The sequence below is a fragment of the Emergencia sp. JLR.KK010 genome (assembly GCF_037018265.1).
Classification (GTDB): Bacteria; Bacillota; Clostridia; order Peptostreptococcales; family Anaerovoracaceae; genus Senimuribacter; species Senimuribacter intestinalis.
Map to the genome: position 1 here is coordinate 1201086 of NZ_CP143550.1, position 19341 is coordinate 1220426.

15 protein-coding genes are annotated in these 19341 nt (G+C 44.9%); all 15 read left to right on the top strand.

Annotation, left to right across the window (positions count from 1 at the left end; all coding sequences use genetic code 11):
- The first annotated feature begins 61 nt into the window (after positions 1-61).
- Positions 62-784: a 3-oxoacyl-ACP reductase FabG gene (gene fabG / locus V1225_RS05635; protein ID WP_338547753.1), complete on the top strand. Its 723-nt coding sequence runs from the start codon at positions 62-64 to the stop codon at positions 782-784.
- 54 nt (positions 785-838) lie between these two features.
- On the top strand, positions 839-2638 hold the full coding sequence (locus V1225_RS05640; protein ID WP_338547755.1) for an FtsW/RodA/SpoVE family cell cycle protein: 1800 nt from the start codon (positions 839-841) through the stop codon (positions 2636-2638).
- Positions 2635-3966, top strand: coding sequence for a penicillin-binding transpeptidase domain-containing protein (locus V1225_RS05645; protein ID WP_338547757.1), 1332 nt, complete (start codon positions 2635-2637; stop codon positions 3964-3966). The genes V1225_RS05640 and V1225_RS05645 overlap by 4 nt, the downstream gene beginning before the upstream one ends.
- 522 nt (positions 3967-4488) lie before the next feature.
- On the top strand, positions 4489-5178 hold the full coding sequence (locus tag V1225_RS05650) for a response regulator transcription factor (RefSeq protein WP_334296744.1): 690 nt from the start codon (positions 4489-4491) through the stop codon (positions 5176-5178).
- Positions 5153-6790: a HAMP domain-containing sensor histidine kinase gene (locus tag V1225_RS05655; RefSeq protein WP_338547761.1), complete on the top strand. Its 1638-nt coding sequence runs from the start codon at positions 5153-5155 to the stop codon at positions 6788-6790. Before V1225_RS05650 ends, V1225_RS05655 begins: the two co-directional genes overlap by 26 nt.
- A gap of 89 nt (positions 6791-6879) precedes the next feature.
- A complete protein-coding gene (locus V1225_RS05660) occupies positions 6880-7857 on the top strand; it encodes an HD domain-containing protein (RefSeq protein WP_160203007.1) in 978 nt (325 codons plus the stop codon).
- Complete coding sequence (locus tag V1225_RS05665; RefSeq protein ID WP_338547763.1) at positions 7854-9143, top strand: hypothetical protein; 1290 nt, start codon at positions 7854-7856, stop codon at positions 9141-9143. Before V1225_RS05660 ends, V1225_RS05665 begins: the two co-directional genes overlap by 4 nt.
- Complete coding sequence (locus V1225_RS05670; RefSeq protein WP_160203009.1) at positions 9143-11362, top strand: ATP-dependent RecD-like DNA helicase; 2220 nt, start codon at positions 9143-9145, stop codon at positions 11360-11362. The genes V1225_RS05665 and V1225_RS05670 overlap by 1 nt, the downstream gene beginning before the upstream one ends.
- Positions 11359-12084, top strand: a complete 726-nt coding sequence (locus V1225_RS05675) for a ComF family protein (RefSeq protein ID WP_160203010.1) — start codon at positions 11359-11361, stop codon at positions 12082-12084. The genes V1225_RS05670 and V1225_RS05675 overlap by 4 nt, the downstream gene beginning before the upstream one ends.
- Before the next feature lie 766 nt (positions 12085-12850).
- Complete coding sequence (gene raiA, locus V1225_RS05680) at positions 12851-13378, top strand: ribosome-associated translation inhibitor RaiA (RefSeq protein ID WP_160202413.1); 528 nt, start codon at positions 12851-12853, stop codon at positions 13376-13378.
- A gap of 158 nt (positions 13379-13536) precedes the next feature.
- A complete protein-coding gene (gene cdaA / locus V1225_RS05685) occupies positions 13537-14382 on the top strand; it encodes a diadenylate cyclase CdaA (RefSeq protein ID WP_160202414.1) in 846 nt (281 codons plus the stop codon).
- Positions 14372-15577, top strand: a complete 1206-nt coding sequence (locus V1225_RS05690; protein WP_338547766.1) for a CdaR family protein — start codon at positions 14372-14374, stop codon at positions 15575-15577. Before cdaA ends, V1225_RS05690 begins: the two co-directional genes overlap by 11 nt.
- 9 nt (positions 15578-15586) lie before the next feature.
- The gene (glmM, locus tag V1225_RS05695; protein ID WP_251632439.1) at positions 15587-16939 is read left to right on the top strand and encodes a phosphoglucosamine mutase; all 1353 of its coding nucleotides are present in this window, start codon (positions 15587-15589) and stop codon (positions 16937-16939) included.
- 35 nt (positions 16940-16974) lie between these two features.
- Positions 16975-18804 carry a glutamine--fructose-6-phosphate transaminase (isomerizing) gene (glmS, locus tag V1225_RS05700; RefSeq protein ID WP_338547768.1) on the top strand — a complete coding sequence of 610 codons (1830 nt, stop codon included), beginning with the start codon at positions 16975-16977 and terminating at the stop codon, positions 18802-18804.
- Positions 18805-18815: 11 nt separating this feature from the next.
- Positions 18816-19325 carry a GerMN domain-containing protein gene (locus tag V1225_RS05705; RefSeq protein WP_160202418.1) on the top strand — a complete coding sequence of 170 codons (510 nt, stop codon included), beginning with the start codon at positions 18816-18818 and terminating at the stop codon, positions 19323-19325.
- The last annotated feature ends 16 nt before the right edge of the window (positions 19326-19341 follow it).

Genomic DNA, 19341 nt, shown 5'->3' on the forward strand with positions numbered 1-19341 from the left:
GTTTTTTTGCAAAGAAACAGGTTTGCCTATGAAACTTATGAGAACAGAAAAGAGGTCCAAGATGAAATCGGTTTTGATTACGGGAGGCTCCAGGGGAATCGGCGCTGCTATGGTAAGAGCGTTTATGGAGAGCGGATATAAAGTTGCCTTCCTTTATAAAGAGAGAGATGACAAAGCAAAGGAGGTCAGCGAAGAGACAGGTGCTGTAGGCATTTGTTGCGATGTATCTGACAGTCAGCAGGTTTCCGAAGGTGTGCGGGCAGCCCGCATGTATCTGGAAGTGCCTTATTTCGATGTGCTGATATGTAATGCAGGAATTAGCATCACGGGGCTGTTCACAGATACAACGCAGAAGCAGTGGAAGGAGATTATGGATACCAACTTATACGGAACAATCTCAGTGACCAGCCAAATACTTCCAACCATGATAGAAAGGCAGCAGGGAAGTATCGTGATGATTTCCTCTGTTTGGGGACAGACTGGTGGCTCCTGTGAAGTGGCGTATTCCACTACCAAGGCCGCAGTTATCGGATTTGCAAAGAGTCTTGCCAAGGAAGTCGCACCTTCTGGCGTTAGAGTCAACTGCATTGCGCCGGGGGTTATCGATACCGATATGAGTCGCATTTGCGGAGAGGATACCCTGCAGGCGCTGACAGAGGAAATCCCTATGGGAAAAATTGGTGACGCCGATGAGGTGGCAAAGGCGGCTGTGTTTTTAGCCTCAGAAGAAGCTTCCTATATAACAGGACAGGTTCTTGCTGTCAACGGGGGGTTTTACATCTGAAAAAGACTGTGATATACTATTGCCAGAAAGAGAAATGGAGGGGTTAGCCAGATTATGACGATCATTTCGGGAATTTTTAAAAGCATTGGAGAGTTTTTTGCAGGGATTCTGGAAACAATTCAGGAAGTTTTCGCATCTGACTACGGTTTTGAACTGATTTATACTGCTGTAGCCAGATGGGTTTTTATTGCCCTTGCGATTTTTATTTTAATGCGGGCGATTCGCTCACTTCTCAAGTCCAAAAATCCGTCGGAGGTTTGGGCTTATTTACATTTGAGTACGGGAGAAAATCTTCCCATTACCCATTGGGAAAATGTACTTGGAAGGGCGAAAAGCTGCGATATCAACATCGAAGACCCGCGGGTTTCCAGAAACCATGGGACACTGACCAGAGACCCTAAGGGGAACTGGACTTATCGTGATTTGGGATCCAAGAACGGAGCCTATGTCAACGAGCGACGCGTCAGAAAGGATCAGAGAGTCAAAGTTCGCCCCGGCGATGTCATCAGCGTGGGCATGACTCAGTGTACATTGTTTCCAATCAGCCTGGAGGAACGCCGCAATAATATAAAGATGAGAAAATCGGACACAGTGATTCCGCTGCCGTGGCCGTCCTTGTTTGCGCTGAGCATTTTTCAGGTAATGACAGTGATACAACTGAAGATAGCTTTGGGAGAAAACTATCTTCATTCTATTACGATGGCTTTTGCTGGAATCTGTATCCTTATGTGGGTTTATGTAATTCTGCTTCGATCCATGAAGCGAAAAGGTTTTGAAATGGAAACTATCGCCTTTTTCTTATCTACCTTGAGTCTTTCGGTGACCGCTGCGAAATTTCCAGAAGCGGCTTTTAAGCAATTTATTGCGGTTGCCATGGGGCTTGCTTTGTTTTTCTTTATGTGTGCTTACCTTAGGAATCTGACGAGAACGGAAGCCATTCAGAAGCTGATGTACATAGGTGCGGCGGGACTTCTTTTGTTTAATTTGGTCTTCGCTACTGATCGCTTTGGTGCTGCCAACTGGGTGGAAATTGGCGGATTTTCTTTCCAGCCGTCGGAGCTGATTAAGCTTGCATTCATCTGGGTGGGAGCGGCGTCCTTGGACAAGCTCTTTGAAAAAAAGAATTCTATTATATTTATGCTGTTTTCAGGCTTCTGCTTTTGCTGCCTGGCGCTGATGGGGGACTTTGGAACGGCGATTATATTCTTCGTCACTTTCCTGGTGATTTCTTTCCTTAGAAGTGGAGATTTTACCAAGCTGATTTTGCTGGTAGGCGTAGCTTTTGTTGGAGGTCTGATGGTGCTGAAGTTCAAAGCATATATAGCGGAGCGCTTTTCGGTATGGGGACATGCCTGGGAGTTTGCAGACGGGCTGGGTATGCAGCAGACAAGAACCATGTCGGCGGCGGCAGGCGGTGGTTTTGTCGGCGTTGGTGCCGGAAAAGGCTGGCTGTCCAGCGTTTTTGCTGCGGACACTGACCTTGTTTTCGGTATGTTGGTAGAAGAGTGGGGATTGATTATTGCAGTTCTTGCGGTGATTTCTATCATCACTCTTTCCCTTTTTGCGGTGCGCTCTATCTTGGCAGGCAGGTCCACCTATTACACCATTGCTGCTTGTGCGGCTACTTCCATGTTCCTGTTTCAGACGGTGCTCAATGTTTTCGGTGCGGTGGATTTACTGCCGATGACCGGTGTGACTTTCCCATTTGTTTCCAACGGAGGAACCAGTATGATTGGCTCCTGGGGTATGCTGGCCTTTCTTAAAGCGGCGGACACCAGGCAGAATGCCAGCATTGCAATCAGCCTGACGGACAAAGGCCTTAAGGCTGAGACGGAAGAGGAGGATATGATATGAAGAAATTAGAGCAAAGAGGCATCATTTGCCTTGCTCTTGCAGCAGCGCTGTTTTTGGGCATATGTATTTTCATATTTAAGTTTGTGACAGATGGCGGTGAATGGGCGACTTTCTACGCGAACCAGCACGTGTATTATGAGGGAAGGCTTGCAATTGGCAAGGTTTACGATGCAAACGATACCCTCCTTGTAGAGAATACCAAAAATGGAATGAAATATAATGACGATGAACTGACACGCAGAGCGACCCTTCATGCCGTAGGGGATATGGATGGAAATATTGCAACTGCAGCGCAGAGCGCTTTTCGAGACAAAATCGTAGGCTACAGTCTTTTGACCGGAACCTACAGTATTACGGGAAACGGCAACGACCTGAAACTTTCCATCGACGCGGAAGTGTCAAAGGCTGCGTATAACGCTCTGAACGGAAGAAACGGCACCGTAGGTGTATATAATTATGAAACGGGGGAAATTATCTGTATGGTAAGTTCTCCGGGATTTGACCCTGCTAATCCGCCGGAAATTGCAGCGGATGATACGTCGGGCGTATATTTGAACAAGTTCCTGTCTTCCAATCTGATTCCGGGATCCATCTTTAAGTTGGTGACTTGCGCTGCTGCCATCGAAAATGTTAGCGGACTTGAGGATTGGAGCTATACCTGCAGCGGTGTCAGCTACATCAGAGACGAGGCTATCACCTGCACTCAGGCCCACGGGACGGTGGATTTTGAGGGGGCGCTGGCAAAATCCTGCAACTGCGCCTTTGCGGATTTGTCCCAGAGGATTGGCGGCACTGTCATGGCAAGTTATACGAAAAAACTGGGGCTTTTGGACTCCTACGATATTGACGGCATTCATAATGCGAAAGGCTCTTTTGAGTTTCCCAAAAACGATGATTTGAGTCTGGCGTGGGCGGGAATCGGGCAGTATAACGATGAACTGAATCCTTGCTCCATGCTGGTTTATATGAGCGCAATTGCAAGAGACGGGGTGGGCACGGTGCCTAGAATTCTTTATACAAACTTTCCGTCAGGCGAGGATACCGAACGCATGATTGACGAGTCCACGGCGGAAAAGCTGCGCTCCATGATGAAAAATAATGTCGTTTCTAATTATGGCGAGAGCAATTTCCCTGGGCTTGATATTTACGCAAAATCGGGAACAGCGGAGATGTACGGAAGCGAGCCCAATGCCTGGTTTACAGGCTTTATAAAAAACGAAGGAAATCCTTATGCTTTTATTGTCTGCGTAGAAAACGGCGGCTATGGAAGCAGCGTGGCAGGACCTGTTGCAAATCAGGTGCTGCAGGCTGTTGTGAATAGAGATTAACCGCAAGTACGGCACGGAATTTCTGCAGGTATACTATTATAGTGTACCTGCTTTTTTGATTGGTTTGATTAGAGGCAGACACACGGCAAACGCATGAAACACATCATTAGTACTTTTAAGAGTTTTTTGCAAAAAAGGTACTAAAATATCCAAAACATTTTATCTATTATATGGAAAATAAGGAATGAACTTTTGGATAATGGAAGACTTATACGAAAATAGCCCCTTAGAAAACAAAAAAGAACGAAGAATTTCATTTCTATTTCGTTTAATTTGCACAAAACCTTTTAGCTAGTATAAAGTGACTCCTAATTTTTGATACCTTTTTTGCAAAAATACGGAACAGGTACTAAAATTTAATGTTCGCAACTTTTCATGCGTTTACCGTGATGCTGGAAGCATGGCGCATTGACAACCGCGTAATGCCTTGTTACAATTTGTTAAGAATATCGTAAGAAACGCCATGGGCGCTTTGTAATAATTCAGGACTATTCTATAGTTGTAAGCGAAAGGAGTTAAGGTTTGATGAATATTTTGGTATGCGACGATGATAAAGAAATCGCAGGGGCAATTGAGATTTATCTAAGGAACGAGGGGTATACGGTGTTTAAAGCCTTTGATGGGATAGAGGCTTTGAATTATGCCAGAAATCAGCAGCTTCATTTGATTATCATGGACGTAATGATGCCGAAGATGGATGGGGTGCAGGCAACCATGAAAATCAGAGAGGAAAAGAATATTCCGATTATCATGCTTTCGGCAAAGTCGGAGGACTACGACAAAATCACGGGGTTAAACGTCGGCGCTGACGATTATATCACCAAACCTTTTAATCCGCTTGAGCTGATTGCCAGAGTAAAATCTCAGCTGAGACGATATGTGGATCTTGGAAGTATGGAGAAAAAGAGCGGGGTTTACAAGACAGGGGGACTTGAAGTGGACGACGATGAAAAGGCGGTGCGCATAGATGGGGAGTATGTCACCGTGACGCCGACGGAGTTCGGCATCTTGAAACTTCTGACGGAGAATGCGGGAAAAGTGTTTTCCATGGAGCAGATTTATGAGAACGTTTGGAACGAACCTGCTTACAATCCGGAAAATACCGTTGCAGTCCACATCAGAAGAATCAGAGAAAAAATAGAAATTAATCCTAAAAATCCAAAGTACTTGAAGGTGGTGTGGGGAATTGGATACAAAATTGAAAAGCTATAGAACATTGACGTACAGCATCAGTTCTGTGATTGCGGTGATAGCCGCAGAAGCAGCTGTTTTAGTGGGCTGTATGCTGGCACTGGTTTACCATATTAAATATGGGCTGTATGGCAGGACAACAGGAGAAGATGGCGAGACAACTTGGCAGCATGTTGAAATTCGCGGCGGAGACGAGCATATATCGGCATTGTGGATGATTGAAATCGGCGTGGTAATCATAGCCCTTGCAGCAATTATCGTGTCCCTTGTTAAGGTAGGCAGAAAAGATGCGATGGGAAGTGTGGTACTGAACTGGTTTGACAAAATATTTACCGATGTGCAGATTGTGGTTGGTGCTCTTGCCTTTTGCGGCATCGCACTGATGAGCATGCCTCATGTTGATTGGCTCAGCGGCAGCGATTGGTATCAGGAATATGCGTTGGGGCTCTTAAACAAAGAGCAGATGGAGCAGTTCAGCAGTGATATTTACTTTTACAATTCAGAGTTTGAGCCGAGATGGCTGGAGTTGTTCTTCTGTATTGCTGGAAATCTCTTTCTGATGGGCGTATTTCTCATACTGCTGCAGTCCCTTGTTAAAAAACTGAAGACCAGGTCTTTCTGGCGGCATACCATTATCGGAAAGCTAGTCTGCTATATTGCAGATGCAATTGCTGCCAGCGATGAAGTGTTCTGGAAAGTCATGGTTACGGCCATCGTGGCAGTGCTGCTTTCCGCGACATGGCTGGGAATGATACCGGTATTGATTTTCATCTTTATCTTTATTCCTAAATGGGTGAAGAAGTACTGCGAAGTTAAAGAAGGAGTCAATCAGATTAAGCGGGGCAATTTAGATTATAAAATCCCTGTGACGGATGGAGGAGAACTTGATCGTCTTGCCATGAGTGTTAACGAAATTTCAGAAGCCATGAATATCGCCGTGATGGATAAGCTGAAGAATCAGAGAATGAAAATTGACTTGATTTCAAACGTTTCTCACGATTTGCGCACGCCGCTGACTTCCATGGTGTCCTATGTGGATTTACTCAAGACGGAAGGACTGGACAGTGAAAATGCGCCGATGTATCTGGAGATTATCGATGAGAAGACAAGAAGGCTACGGAAACTCACAGAAGATTTATTTGAGGCAGCAAAGGCTTCCAGCGGCAATATCCCGGTGGATATGGGCAAGATTGAAATGACTTCTATTGTCAATCAGGCAATGGCTGAGATGGAAGAGCGCCTTGCGGAAAACGACCTTGAGGTAATCTTTACCAATAAAGTGGATTCCATCTACGTGATGGCGGACGGCCAGCTTCTGTGGAGAGTCATAGAAAATCTTTTGACCAATGTGAGCAAATATGCACTGCCGGCCAGCAGAGTTTACATTGACATTTTAGAAGAAAAGAACATGATTTATTTGGACGTTAAGAACATGTCCAAGGAACAGCTGAACATCAGTGCTGACGAGCTGATGGAGCGGTTTAAGCGGGGCGATGAGTCCAGAAATACGGAAGGAAGCGGGCTGGGCCTTGCGATTGCAAAAGATTTGACCAGCCTGATGAACGGAAAATTTGAACTTACTATCGACGGTGACCTGTTCAAAGCTAGAGTGGCTCTTGAAAAAGCGATATAAGGGAAAATTTCTTCACAATTTAATCACTATACTAATTGGACCAAATGTTATATAATTAGTGTAGTGATTTTTTTGATGGAGACGATTGAATGAAACAATTTTATGCGGCGGATTTGAAAGGACAATCCGAAATTACAGATTTTTTTATGGTAAAGAGTGCCAACATCAAGGTTGGTGCTAACAAGAAACAGTACTTTGATGTAGTGCTGGGCGATAAGAGTGGCGAGGTAAACGGCAAGAAATGGGAGATTCCGGATGATGAACTGGAACTCTTATCCGGCATGAAGGAAGGGGATCTGATTAAGGTCAGAGCGCAGGTTACCGAGTGGCAGGGGCAGAGTCAGCTTAGAATCAGCAGAATCAGAGCTGCCAACTCAGAGGACGCCCTTGAAATATCTGAATATGTTAAGGCTGCGCCAGAGGACTCAGAAGAGATGTACAGTTACATTTACTCTGTGGCAGAATCTATGGAGGATAAAGATTTGCGGACTCTTTGCACCAAGGTGCTTTCAGAAAACAAAGAGAGACTTCTGTACTATCCGGCAGCGTCCAAGAATCATCACGCAGAGTACGGCGGTCTTTTGTATCACGTAAAGAGAATGCTGATGACAGGGCTTCGCGTCTGCGAGGTCTATATCAATTTGAATAGAGATTTGGTGGCAACTGGTGTAATCCTTCATGATATTGAAAAACTTAATGAGATTCTGTCCAATGAGTACGGGGTGTCACCGGGATATTCCTTTGAGGGACAGATGCTAGGGCATATCGTGCAGGGTGTAAAGTTTTTGGATCGAACCTGCCGAGATCTCGGCTTTAGCGAAGAGAAAACACTGATGCTGGAACATATGATTTTAGCCCATCACTACGAACCGGAGTTTGGAAGTCCAAAGAAGCCCCTGTTTCCGGAAGCGGAGGTGCTGCACTATTTAGATATTTTAGATGCCAGAATGTTTGATATGGAGGATGCGCTTAGAGGTGTTGCGCCGGGCGAATTTTCCGATAGAATTTGGACGCTGGATAATCGCAGAATTTATAAACCCACAGAAGATGGAGGAACGCAGAAGTGATTAAATTCGACAAGGATGTGCTGAGGACACTGAAGACACTGGAAAAAGAGGGTTTTGAAACCTACGCAGCGGGGGAATGTGTTCGCGGTCAAATCATGGGCGAAAAGGTGTACGACTGGGATTTGCTGACAAAGGCGACCCTTGCTGATTTGCAGAGAATTTTTCCAGACTGTCAGCTACTGGACGAAGGGAAGCAGTCAATACGGCTGGATTTTACCTATGAAGTGCCGGCAAAGGATGAAGACAAACCTGTTGTCATCGACGGCTGTATTGTTGATGTCAGAAACTTTGAGGGGACCATTGAAGAGGCGCTGAAAGAGATGGTGTTTACGGTTAACGCTATTGCGGATAATCCGGAAAGAACTTTGGTCGACCCATATGGCGGCAGGGATGATATTCGAGCCAGGCTGATTCGGACGGTGGAATCCTGCGAGGAGGTTTTTGAGAAAGAACCGATTCATATGCTGGAGGCTGTAAGAATTGCGGCGGAACTGGATTTTGACCTGCACAAAAGCATCTTTGAAGCAATAGGTAATCACTGGCGAGTTTTGCTTGCACAGACAGACAGCGGCGATGTAGCGTCCGTGCGTGAGGAATTTGAAAATCTTCTGATATCGGATCATGCGGGAAAAGGTCTGAAAATGCTGACTGGAACTGGCCTGATGGCAGTAATTTTAGGTGAAGATGTGGCAGGCAGGATGTCCATGTCTGACACCAATGCTTTTAAGACTGTATGCGATAATATCGATAAAACCAAGCCGGTGAGAACCAGAAGGCTGGGACTTGTCTATACTGCGATTACCAAGAAGCGGGCGCTGGCTGCCATTGAGAGATTGCAGTTTGATAAGAAGACGGAGGAACACTTGAAAGATGGTGTGGAACGTATTATTGATATTAACTTTCTCAACACTGACATGGAATTCAAAAAGTTCCTGTTTAAATATGGAAATGAACGTTACAATTATCTGCACAATCTATCTAAGGCTATGCGCATTGTTTACGACCAGCCGAGCCTGAAAATTGAATCCAGAAACTACATGATGAAGAAGATCATTTCCGGCAACGAACCGGTATTCGTAGAGGATTTGGTCATTGATGCCAATGACATTATGGAGGCGGGTATTACCGATTCCGCAGAAAAAGCGGCGGAGCTTTTAGAGCAGGTAGCTGCTCTGGTACATAAGAATCCTGCAAATAATCATAGAGACGTGCTGTTGAAATATGCAAAGAAATACTCGAAGAATAAACTGGCGGCAAAGACCAGATACGTTAAGTGGGTAAAATAATGGAAGAAAAGCAAGGGATTATCACCGAAATTATTTTTCATAATGAGGACAACGGATATACCATTGCCATCATGGAGACTGACGATGAATACTTTACTGTGGTCGGCAGTCTTCCTTCTTGTGCGCCGGGCTTCCGGTACAAGCTTCGGGGAACCTTTAAGGTGCATCCCACTTATGGGGAGCAGTTTGCTTTTTCTGAGTTTGAAGAGGTGCTGCCGACTGGAATCGCAGGTATTGAAGGTTTTCTTGCTTCCGGGGTTATCAGAGGAATCGGTCCAAAGATGGCGTCTGCTATTGTGGCAAAGTTCGGCGAGGATACTTTTGAAATTATGGAGAGGGAGCCGCACAGATTGACCCTTGTCAGCGGAATCGGACCGAAAAAAGCCGAAGCAATTGCTGAGGCATTTGCAGCCCACAGGGAATTTGCGGAGGTGTCCATGTTTTTTCAGGAATATGGTGTTTCTGCAGAGTACGCCTTGAAACTCTACAAAGTTTACGGTGCCGACGCTGTGGAACTGATTAGCGAAAATCCTTACAGGCTGGTGGAAGAGGTGTACGGAATTGGCTTTCACAAAGCGGATAATATCGCTGCAAAGATGGGTATTGAACCGGAAAGCCCTTTCAGAATCAGGAGCGGAATTAAGTACGGACTTAGCTATTTTGCGGGAGAAGGAAACACTTATATGCCGCAGGAAGAGCTTTGTGAAAGGGTTGGACAGCTTCTTGACGTGTCCAGACAGTTGGTTTATGAGAATATGGTGGATATGGCTTTTGAAGGGGAGATTCAGCTGGATACACTGAAAGGGCAGACCGTAGTATATCTGTACGTCTATTATTTGGCGGAACAGAAGATTTGTCGAAATTTGGCAGCTATTGAAAATGCGGGGCTTAAGTCTCTTTCTGTGGACATCGACAGTATGATTTCCATGACTCAGAGACAGACGGGAATTGAGCTTTCCGCTCAGCAAGTCAGTGCAGTCAAAAGTTCCTTGACCAGCGGAATTTCAGTCATTACAGGTGGTCCCGGCACAGGAAAGACCACTATTATCAATACCCTGATCAATATCTTTGAGCAAAGTCAGTTTAAAGTGGCAATCGCTGCGCCGACTGGCAGGGCGGCAAAAAGAATTACGGAAACCAGCGGGCACTATGCTTCTACGGTGCACCGTCTTTTGGAATACTATTACTCCTCGGAAGAGGACACTATGCGCTTTGGGAAAACTAGTGAAGACCCGTTGAAATACGATGTGGTAATTGTGGACGAGGCTTCCATGATTGATCTGCTTTTAATGCAGGGGCTAACTGAAGCGATTAAACCGGGTACTCGTCTAATTATGGTAGGCGACTACGATCAGCTGCCTTCTGTGGGCGCGGGCAACGTGCTTAGGGATATCATAGAAAGCGAGTACGTCCATACCGTAAAGCTAAAAGAGATTTTTCGTCAGGCGCAGGAAAGTATGATTGTAGTAAACGCCCATCGAATCAACGAGGGTGAATATCCTTTTGTCAACAGCAAGGACAAGGATTTCTTCTTTATGGAGCGGGCTTCGGAAAAGCAGATTGTGGATCTATTGGTGCAGCTGATTACAAAGCGTCTTTCAGCTTATTATGAAGGCATTGTGCCGGTGCGGGATATTCAGCTTTTGACGCCGGTTCGAAAAGGCGCGCTTGGCTGTATCGCGTTGAATAAAGTGCTGCAGGAGGCTTTGAATCCGCCGCGGGAAGATTTGACAGAAAAGAAGTTCGGCGATAAACTTTTCCGCGAAAACGACAAAGTTATGCAGATTCGTAACAACTACGAAATCGGTTGGAAGAAGAGGCGAGACTTTTCAGAGGGGCAAGGCGTCTTTAACGGCGATGTGGGTTTCATAGAAAAAATCGACAAAGAATACAATCAGATGACAGTCATCTTTGATGAGGACAAGTATGTGACCTACGAATTTTCTCAGCTTGATGAACTGGAACTTGCTTACGCCATTACGGTACACAAAAGTCAGGGCAGTGAATTTCCAATCGTAGTTATGCCTATCTCTTGGTTTCCGCCGATGTTGGCGACTAGAAATCTTTTGTACACGGCGGTGACTCGAGGCAAGCAGGTAGTCGTGCTGGTAGGCGGGGAACAGAAGATGAATGCCATGATTGACAACAACCGAATTAAAATGCGCTATTCCGGGCTTCGGTACAGATTAGAAGAGTTGCTGGAGGTGGGCATAGGTTGAAAAATGCAGCAACAGGCGCTGCCCGCGCAATGATCTCAAAAGGACTGGATTTGCTGTATCCACCGGCACTTTACTGTATCTGCTGTGGCAATATCATTGATGAAAGCAGAACTTACCATTTATGTGACCACTGCATGGCGCATATCAGATGGGATGGGCAGCCACCGCAAAAAGTTAAGTTTGCAGGCGGTGATGGCATAGCTGGTGTTGCTGGCGGATTGGTTCCATTTTTGTCTTTGCGCTGCACCCAGTATGGTCTTTATGAACGCAGGCTCATTTTCTCCCTAAAATATAACGGGAAAAAGTACATTGCACGGGATTTGGCGCAGATGATGGCGGATCGGCTGAATCTGGCACGCCTTGTCTTTGATATGATTGTGCCGGTTCCTATGTTTTTCGAAAAGGAGCGGCAGAGGGGCTTTAATCATGCGGCGCTTATGGGGCAGCACCTGGGGAGGCTGCTGGGAAAGCCTTGCCTGAAAGATGCTCTTTTGCGAACTGGAAATACCCAGCCTATGCGAGGCTTAAGTCCTACGGAGCGGCAATTAAATGTAAAAGGAAAGTTTGCATATAACCAAAAATATGGTACACTGTTAAAGGAAAAGAAAATTCTGCTGCTTGATGATTTTTATACGACCGGAAGTACGGCGAATGCCTGCTACGAGGCACTGCTTTCCGCACAGCCTGAAATCGTGTATTTTTTAGCATTTGCAGCAAAATAAAAAATAAGAAGAGACGGCGTTGCAGTTGTCTGGGTCTGTGGTTGAAAATCCAAGCCAGTTACGGGCAAAGGGATCCACGTAAGCTGATCCGCAAGGCGGCAGTGATCATGGCGTAGCTTAGATGTAAGTCCTCGGGAAAATCCCGGTCAAGGCGAGTGTGGGGGCAAAGACCAGGTCAGCCAGACAACTGCAATGCCGTTTTTCTATACTTTTCGCCCAAAGGGCGGAAAGTATAGCGAAGCGTAGAAAAAGGGACAGCGAAGTGAACGAAGAGAACGGAGGAGAGAGCAAAGCGAACGTTGCCGTTTTTCTATACTTTTCGCCCAAAGGGCGGAAAGTATAGCGAAGCGTAGAAAAAGGGACAGCGAAGTGAACGAAGAGAACGGAGGAGAGAGCAAAGCGAACGTTGCCGTTTTTCTATGCTTTTCGCCCGAAGGGCGGAAAGTATAGCGAAGCGTAGAAAAAGGGACAGCGAAGTGAACGAAGAGAACGGAGGAGAGAGCAAAGCGAACGTTGCCGTTTTTCTATACTTTTCGCCCAAAGGGCGGAAAGTATAGCGAAGCGTAGAAAAAGGGACAGCGGCGGCAGCTGCATAGGTAGCCTCATCGACATAGGAATAATTTCAGGAAAAAAGTCGGACTTGGCACAAAAAAGATATATGATTTTTCAGAAAAGTATGTTATAATGGTTTTAAAGAAAATCACCTTTGCTTTCGGCGTTTCTGCTGAAAGGCCGGACTCAGAGGAGTGGCTAAGGAGGTCATCACATGAAGGTAAACATCACAGGTAAGAATTTTAACACTTACAAGCATTTACAGGACACACTGGAGAGGAAATTTGATAAGCTTGGGAAATATTTCTCCGATGACATTACTGTAAAAGTGGTATTATCTCAGGAGAGAGGCAAGGACAAGATAGAGGCAACTATCAACGCCAAAGGGGCAGTATTCAGAAGCGAAGACGTTTCGGATGATATCTATGAGGCAATTGATAAGGTTGTAGATAAGCTGTCCAGCCAGATGGCAAGATTTAAAGGCAAGCTGCAGAAGCGTTATAACGACAACAAATCCGTAAGATTTGAGAGTCTGCCAGAACTTCCGGAAGAAGTGGAAGAAGTAAAGGTTGTGAAAACCAAGAAGTTTGAGCTCTCGCCGATGTCAGTGGAGGAAGCAATTTTGGAGATGGAAATGCTGCAGCATAATTTCTTCGTCTTCCTTGATATGGAAACAGACAGCGTCAATGTGGTCTACATCAGAAAAGATGGAAACTATGGTGTGCTGGAGACAACTTACTAATAAAGGAAATGTTTTAGGACTGTCCGTTTGGGCGGTCCTTTTTGAATAGAAAACTTTGTTAAGATTTCATGAGTTTACCATGGTTTTTGTGCCAATTCCCTTGAATTTTTTAGTTAGATACGGTAGAATTATATAAGCTATATATAAGGGGAAGGCATATGGAAAATTTTTTCAACAACATCATTTCCAGTATTGGAATTAACGATATTTTGGACATTCTCATCGTGGCCTTTATCGTCTACAAAGTCATTAGTTTTATCAGAGATACCAGAGCGCAGCAGCTGGTGAAAGGACTGCTTGTATTAATTGCCGCTTTTTTCCTTTCAGATGTGCTGGACTTGTATGCGCTTAATTGGATTTTAAGGGGGACACTGACCATGGGTATTATTGCTCTGGTTGTAGTATTTCAGCCTGAATTGCGCAGGGGCCTTGAGTATGTAGGCAGAAGTAAGATTGTGAAAGCGCCTTTCGGTCAGTTGGACAAAGAAAAGGCAAAGGATATTACCGACGAATTCGTCAAGGCAGTGAACTCTTTTTCTGCGACAAAGACTGGTGCGCTCATTATTTTGGAAAGAGAAACAGCTCTTGTAGATATCGCAGAGACCGGAACTGAAGTCAATGCGGATATTTCTGCACAGCTTTTGGGCAATATATTTTATGAGGGTGCGCCGCTCCATGATGGAGCTGTCATTATCCGTGCAGACAGGATTTATGCTGCAGGATGTGTTCTGCCTTTGACAGAAAATAAAAATTTAAATAAAAGTCTGGGAACCAGACATAGAGCTGGTATTGGAATTACCGAACATTCTGATGCCATTTCCATCATTGTGAGTGAGGAAACGGGCGTTATTTCTATGGCAGTGGATGGAAAGCTGACGAGATTTTTAGATACTAAGACTGTTGAAAAAACTCTTTTAAATTTATATTTAAACAAGGAAGGAGATCGCGGCGACAAGCTGAAAAAGATTATAGGCAAACTGGGGAGGAAGAAAGATGCTAGATAACAAAAAGTTCAATATCGTCCTCTCTGTGCTCATAGCGATTGGAATTTGGGCATATGTTATTGGGGAAACCAACCCGACCGACACCAAGACTTACAGGGATGTCCCAATTCAGTTTCTGGGGGAAGAATCGCTGGATGAAAACGAGCTGGCAATTTTAGACATCAGCGCTGAGACTTTGAACGTGACGGTGACGGGCACCAGAGCCAACGTAAGCAGACTGCGCCCTGGTGATATTACTGCTTCTGTCAGCTTAGAGGAGGCAGCGAAAGGTGAGAATCAGTTACGGGTCAATATCAGAGTGCCGGATAATGTGGAAATTGAAGATAAAAGTTTAAATAAAGTCACTGTTACAGTTGAAAACAAAGTCTCAAAGGAAATTGACATTCTGCCGCAGTATGAGGGAGTTTTCAGTACGGATCAGGAACCGATTACAGTAGAATTGAGCCGCAGCAAGGTTACGGTAACTGGTGCACAGTCACTGGTAGAACAGGCAGATCATGCTAGTGCCTTGGTAAAAGAAGGAGAAGTAACAGATAGGTTGAAGACCATTGCCTGCAAATTGGAACCTGTAGATAAAAGAGGCGAAATGATAGAGAGAGTCAAACTTTCTGCAGGGTCTGTACAGGTGACAGCGGAGCTTGGAATGGCGAAGACCGTACCGCTAAAGGTGCCAGTTGTGGATCTATCCGACGGCACATTGGAAAAATCCGTTTCTGCTCCGAAGACTATTACTATTAAGGGAAAAAGCAGCGTCCTTGAATCCATTGAATTTGTTACTGCTGAGGCTATTGATTTGACCGATGTTACAGAGGATACTACGGTGAAGATTGTGCCAGTACTTCCTGCAGATGTACAGGTTTCCGGAAGGTCAGCAGAATCTATGATTGCAGAGATTAAGGTGGAAGCCCTTAGCACTAGGACGTTTACTTTTAACAGCGATGAAATTGATATGCAGAATTTGGCAGCGGATTTACAGGCGGAAATTTCGGGAATTGATCGTCTGGTTGTTGTTCTGACAGGTAAAGAGGAACAACTTGCAGCTATAGAAAAGGAAGATATTATACTGCAAGTGGAACTGAAGGATAAACAAGAAGGTAGTCATCAGGTGAGTCTGGAAGTCGTATGTCAAAAAGATTGTACTAAAATTGAAGTGACTCCGAAAAAAGTACACGTTGAAATTGAGCAAAAGGAATAGAGGCTATTTATGGGAAGATTATTTGGAACAGACGGTGTCAGAGGCATCGCCAATTCAGAACTGACGCCGGAGCTGGCGTTTAATTTGGGAAAAGCAGGCGCTCATGTTCTGCGCAAAGAAAGCAAAAGACCAGTTATTGTAATCGGTAAAGATACAAGAATTTCCGGTGATATGCTGGAAAATGCTTTGACTGCTGGTATTTTGGCTGTCGGCGGAAATGTGATTAAAGTTGGCGTAATTCCTACGCCGGCAGTTGCATATCTGGTAAAATATTATCATGCGGACGCTGGGATTGTCATCTCTGCTTCGCATAACCCTTTTGAATATAACGGAATTAAATTTTTCAACAGCGAGGGTTTTAAGCTGGACGATGCCATAGAAGAAAAAATAGAAGATATTATTATCAGAGGAATCGACACTAATAGCCATAAAACTGGTGATGAGTTGGGAAGATGTCTGGATGCAGATGATGATGCGGCGGAGCTTTATTGCAAGTTTCTTCTGTCAACCATCGATATCAGACTGGAAGGCATGAAAGTGGTGTTGGATTGTGCCAATGGTGCAGCATTTAAAACAGCACCAGCAGTTTATCGTGCCCTAGGTGCAGAGGTAATTACTATCGGGTGCGAGCCTGACGGTCTTAACATCAACGATAAAATTGGCTCAACTCATCCTGAAAAATTGCAGCAGGCAGTGGTATCAGAGCATGCTGATATTGGTCTTGCTTATGATGGAGATGCAGACAGACTTATCGTTGTAGACGAAAAGGGTATGGTCATTGACGGAGACAAGACCATCTGCATTTGTGCTAAAATGCTAAAGGAAGCAGGTCAGCTTGCTGAGAATAAGGTCACTGCAACGGTAATGAGCAATATCGGCTTCCATAAATATATCAAGGATGTTGTGGGTGCAGAGGTAGAAGTGACTGGTGTAGGTGATAGATACGTGCTGGAATCTATGCAGGAAACTGGCTGCATTCTGGGTGGAGAACAGTCCGGTCATATTATTTTCCTGAATTACACCACGACGGGGGATGGAACCCTTTCCTCCCTTCAGTTTGTAAGGGCAGTAGCATCGTCAGGAAAAAGGCCTTCGGAGCTTTCCGCTGAGATTGAAATTTTCCCACAGGTTCTTGAAAATGCGAGGGTAAGCAATGAAAATAAAAAAGCCTATCTAACCGATAAAGAGGTGCAGCAGGCTATTTCTGCTATTGAAAAAGAGATGGAAGGAAGTGGTCGAGTTCTCATCAGACCATCCGGCACAGAACCGCTGGTTCGCGTGATGATTGAGGGCAGTGATATAGAGAGGATTCATCAGCTGGCAACAGAACTGGCAGATTTAATTAGCAGGAAATTCAGTTAGAAAAAAGGAATTGAGAGATAAGAGAGGTATAACTTATGTGTGGAATTGTAGGATATGTCGGGGCTGATAACGCCAGGGATATTATCATTGATGGACTTAAAAAGTTAGAATATAGAGGATATGACTCTGCGGGAATTGCCCTGCACAGTGGCGGTGAACTAATCGTCAGAAAGAAAGAGGGCAAGATTGCTAATCTGGAAAAAGATATTGCCGGTGAAAACCTTTATGGAACAACGGGAATCGGACATACAAGGTGGGCAACCCATGGCGCTCCATCTGACGCCAATGCACATCCGCATATAAATGGCGATAGTTCTATCGCCATTGTGCATAATGGAATCGTAGAAAACTATGTGGAATTAAAGGAGTGGCTCACCAAGGAGCACGGCATTACTTTTCGGACTGAGACGGATTCAGAAGTTATTGCACATCTTTTGGGCGTTCTAAAGAAGACAACCCTGGAGGATGCCGTCTTCGAGGCAGTAAAGCTGATGAGGGGTGCCTATGCCATCGTAGCGATGTCAAAGGATGAACCGGGCAAAATCGTGGCATACAGAAAAGATGCGCCGCTGATTGCAGGTCTGGGAAAAGGCTGTAACTTCATCGCTTCGGATATTCCGGCGCTGTTAAAATATTTGAATAAAATATATCTGATTGAAAATAACGAGATGGTAATCTGCACACCGGAGCAGATTCAGATTTTGAATCAAGCCAGAAAGCCGGTTAAGAGAGATGTGCTGCAAGTGACTTGGAGTCTTGAGGATGCTGAAAAAGATGGATATGAGCACTTTATGCTAAAAGAAATTCATGAGCAGCCGAAAGCGATTAGGGAAACTTTAACCAGGCGTCTTGATGAAAACGGCAGAGTGAAGTTAGACGGTATTTCTTTGACGCTGGAAGACCTGAAGAAATTTAACAAGATTTATATTGTTGCCTGTGGAACAGCATATCATGCTGGTCTTGTGGGCAAGTACGCCATAGAGAAGATGGCAAGAATTCCGGTAGAGGTAGATGTTGCATCGGAATTTAGATATAGAGATCCATTTGTGGATGAGAATACTTTGTTTATTGCAATCAGCCAGTCGGGAGAGACTCTGGATACGCTGGCAGCGCTGCGTGAAGCCAAGAGCAAAGGTGCCAGGATTTTATCCGTAGTTAACGTAGTGGGAAGCTCGGTAGCAAGAGAATCCGACGATGTATTCTACACTTGGGCAGGGCCGGAAATCGCAGTGGCGTCTACTAAAGCATACACCACCCAGATGGTTTGCATGTATCTCATTGCCCTTTATATGGGGGACTTGAAGGGAACTATTACGGAAGAATACTATCAGGCAATGCTGGCTGAACTTATGGCAGCACCGGAAAAGGTGGAGCGGATTATCGAAAAATCTGCAGAGATAGAAAAGCTTGCCAAGGTACTTTATAATAGAACGCAGGTATTCTTTATTGGAAGAGGTATGGATTCAGCGGTAGCGTATGAGGGATCTCTGAAGCTGAAAGAAATTTCATATATCAATTCCTTTGCTATTGCGGCAGGGGAGCTGAAACATGGAACGATTGCGTTGATGGAGCCTGAGACCATTGTTATTGCATTGGCAACACAGGATGCGCTCTTTGAGAAGATGTTTTCCAACATTGTAGAGGTAAAAGCGCGGCTTGCACATGTGGTTTCTATTGCAAAAGAGGGCAAGGCGCAGATTGAAAAGCAGAGTAATGAAGTTATTTACATTCCACCTTGTGCTGACGAAGTTTCACCGCTTCTGTCTGTGATTCCACTACAGCTGTTTGCTTACTATGTGGCAAGGGAAAAAGGTGAGGATATTGATAAGCCGAGAAATTTGGCAAAGAGTGTTACTGTAGAATAAAGGAATCACCGATGAAGCATATTTATTTTAAATTACTGGTGATTCTTGCAATCATCTCATTATTTATGGCATGTACCGGATTTGGAAACAAAGTAAGAGTAAAGGTTGTGCTGCTGAATATGAATGCGCTGCAAACAGGTAGCATAGAGGAAATCTTACTGGAACGGACTGATGAAGTTTCAAGCGGCGGTAGAACGGAGCTTTACGGAAAAGCGCTGAAGTGCCTGCAGGAAAAGAAAATTTCTGCAGATATGCAGGCGGGTACAGCTTTTAAGAATCAGTACAAGATAAACTACATTAAGGAAGTAGAAGGCGAAGTCACTGTTGATTTTTCCAGTCGGAATCTGGTTGGAACGGAGCTGGAGGAAAGGCTTTTAATTGCACAGATTGTAGCCACTTTGACAGGCTCATTTGAAGAGGTGAGCAGAGTGCGCTTCACTGTGGACGGAGAGCCGGCGGAAACACTGATGGGACATGTCTGTATTGCGTACAGCTTTGCTTCGCCGCTGGAAGCAGTATAAATACATATAAGAAAAG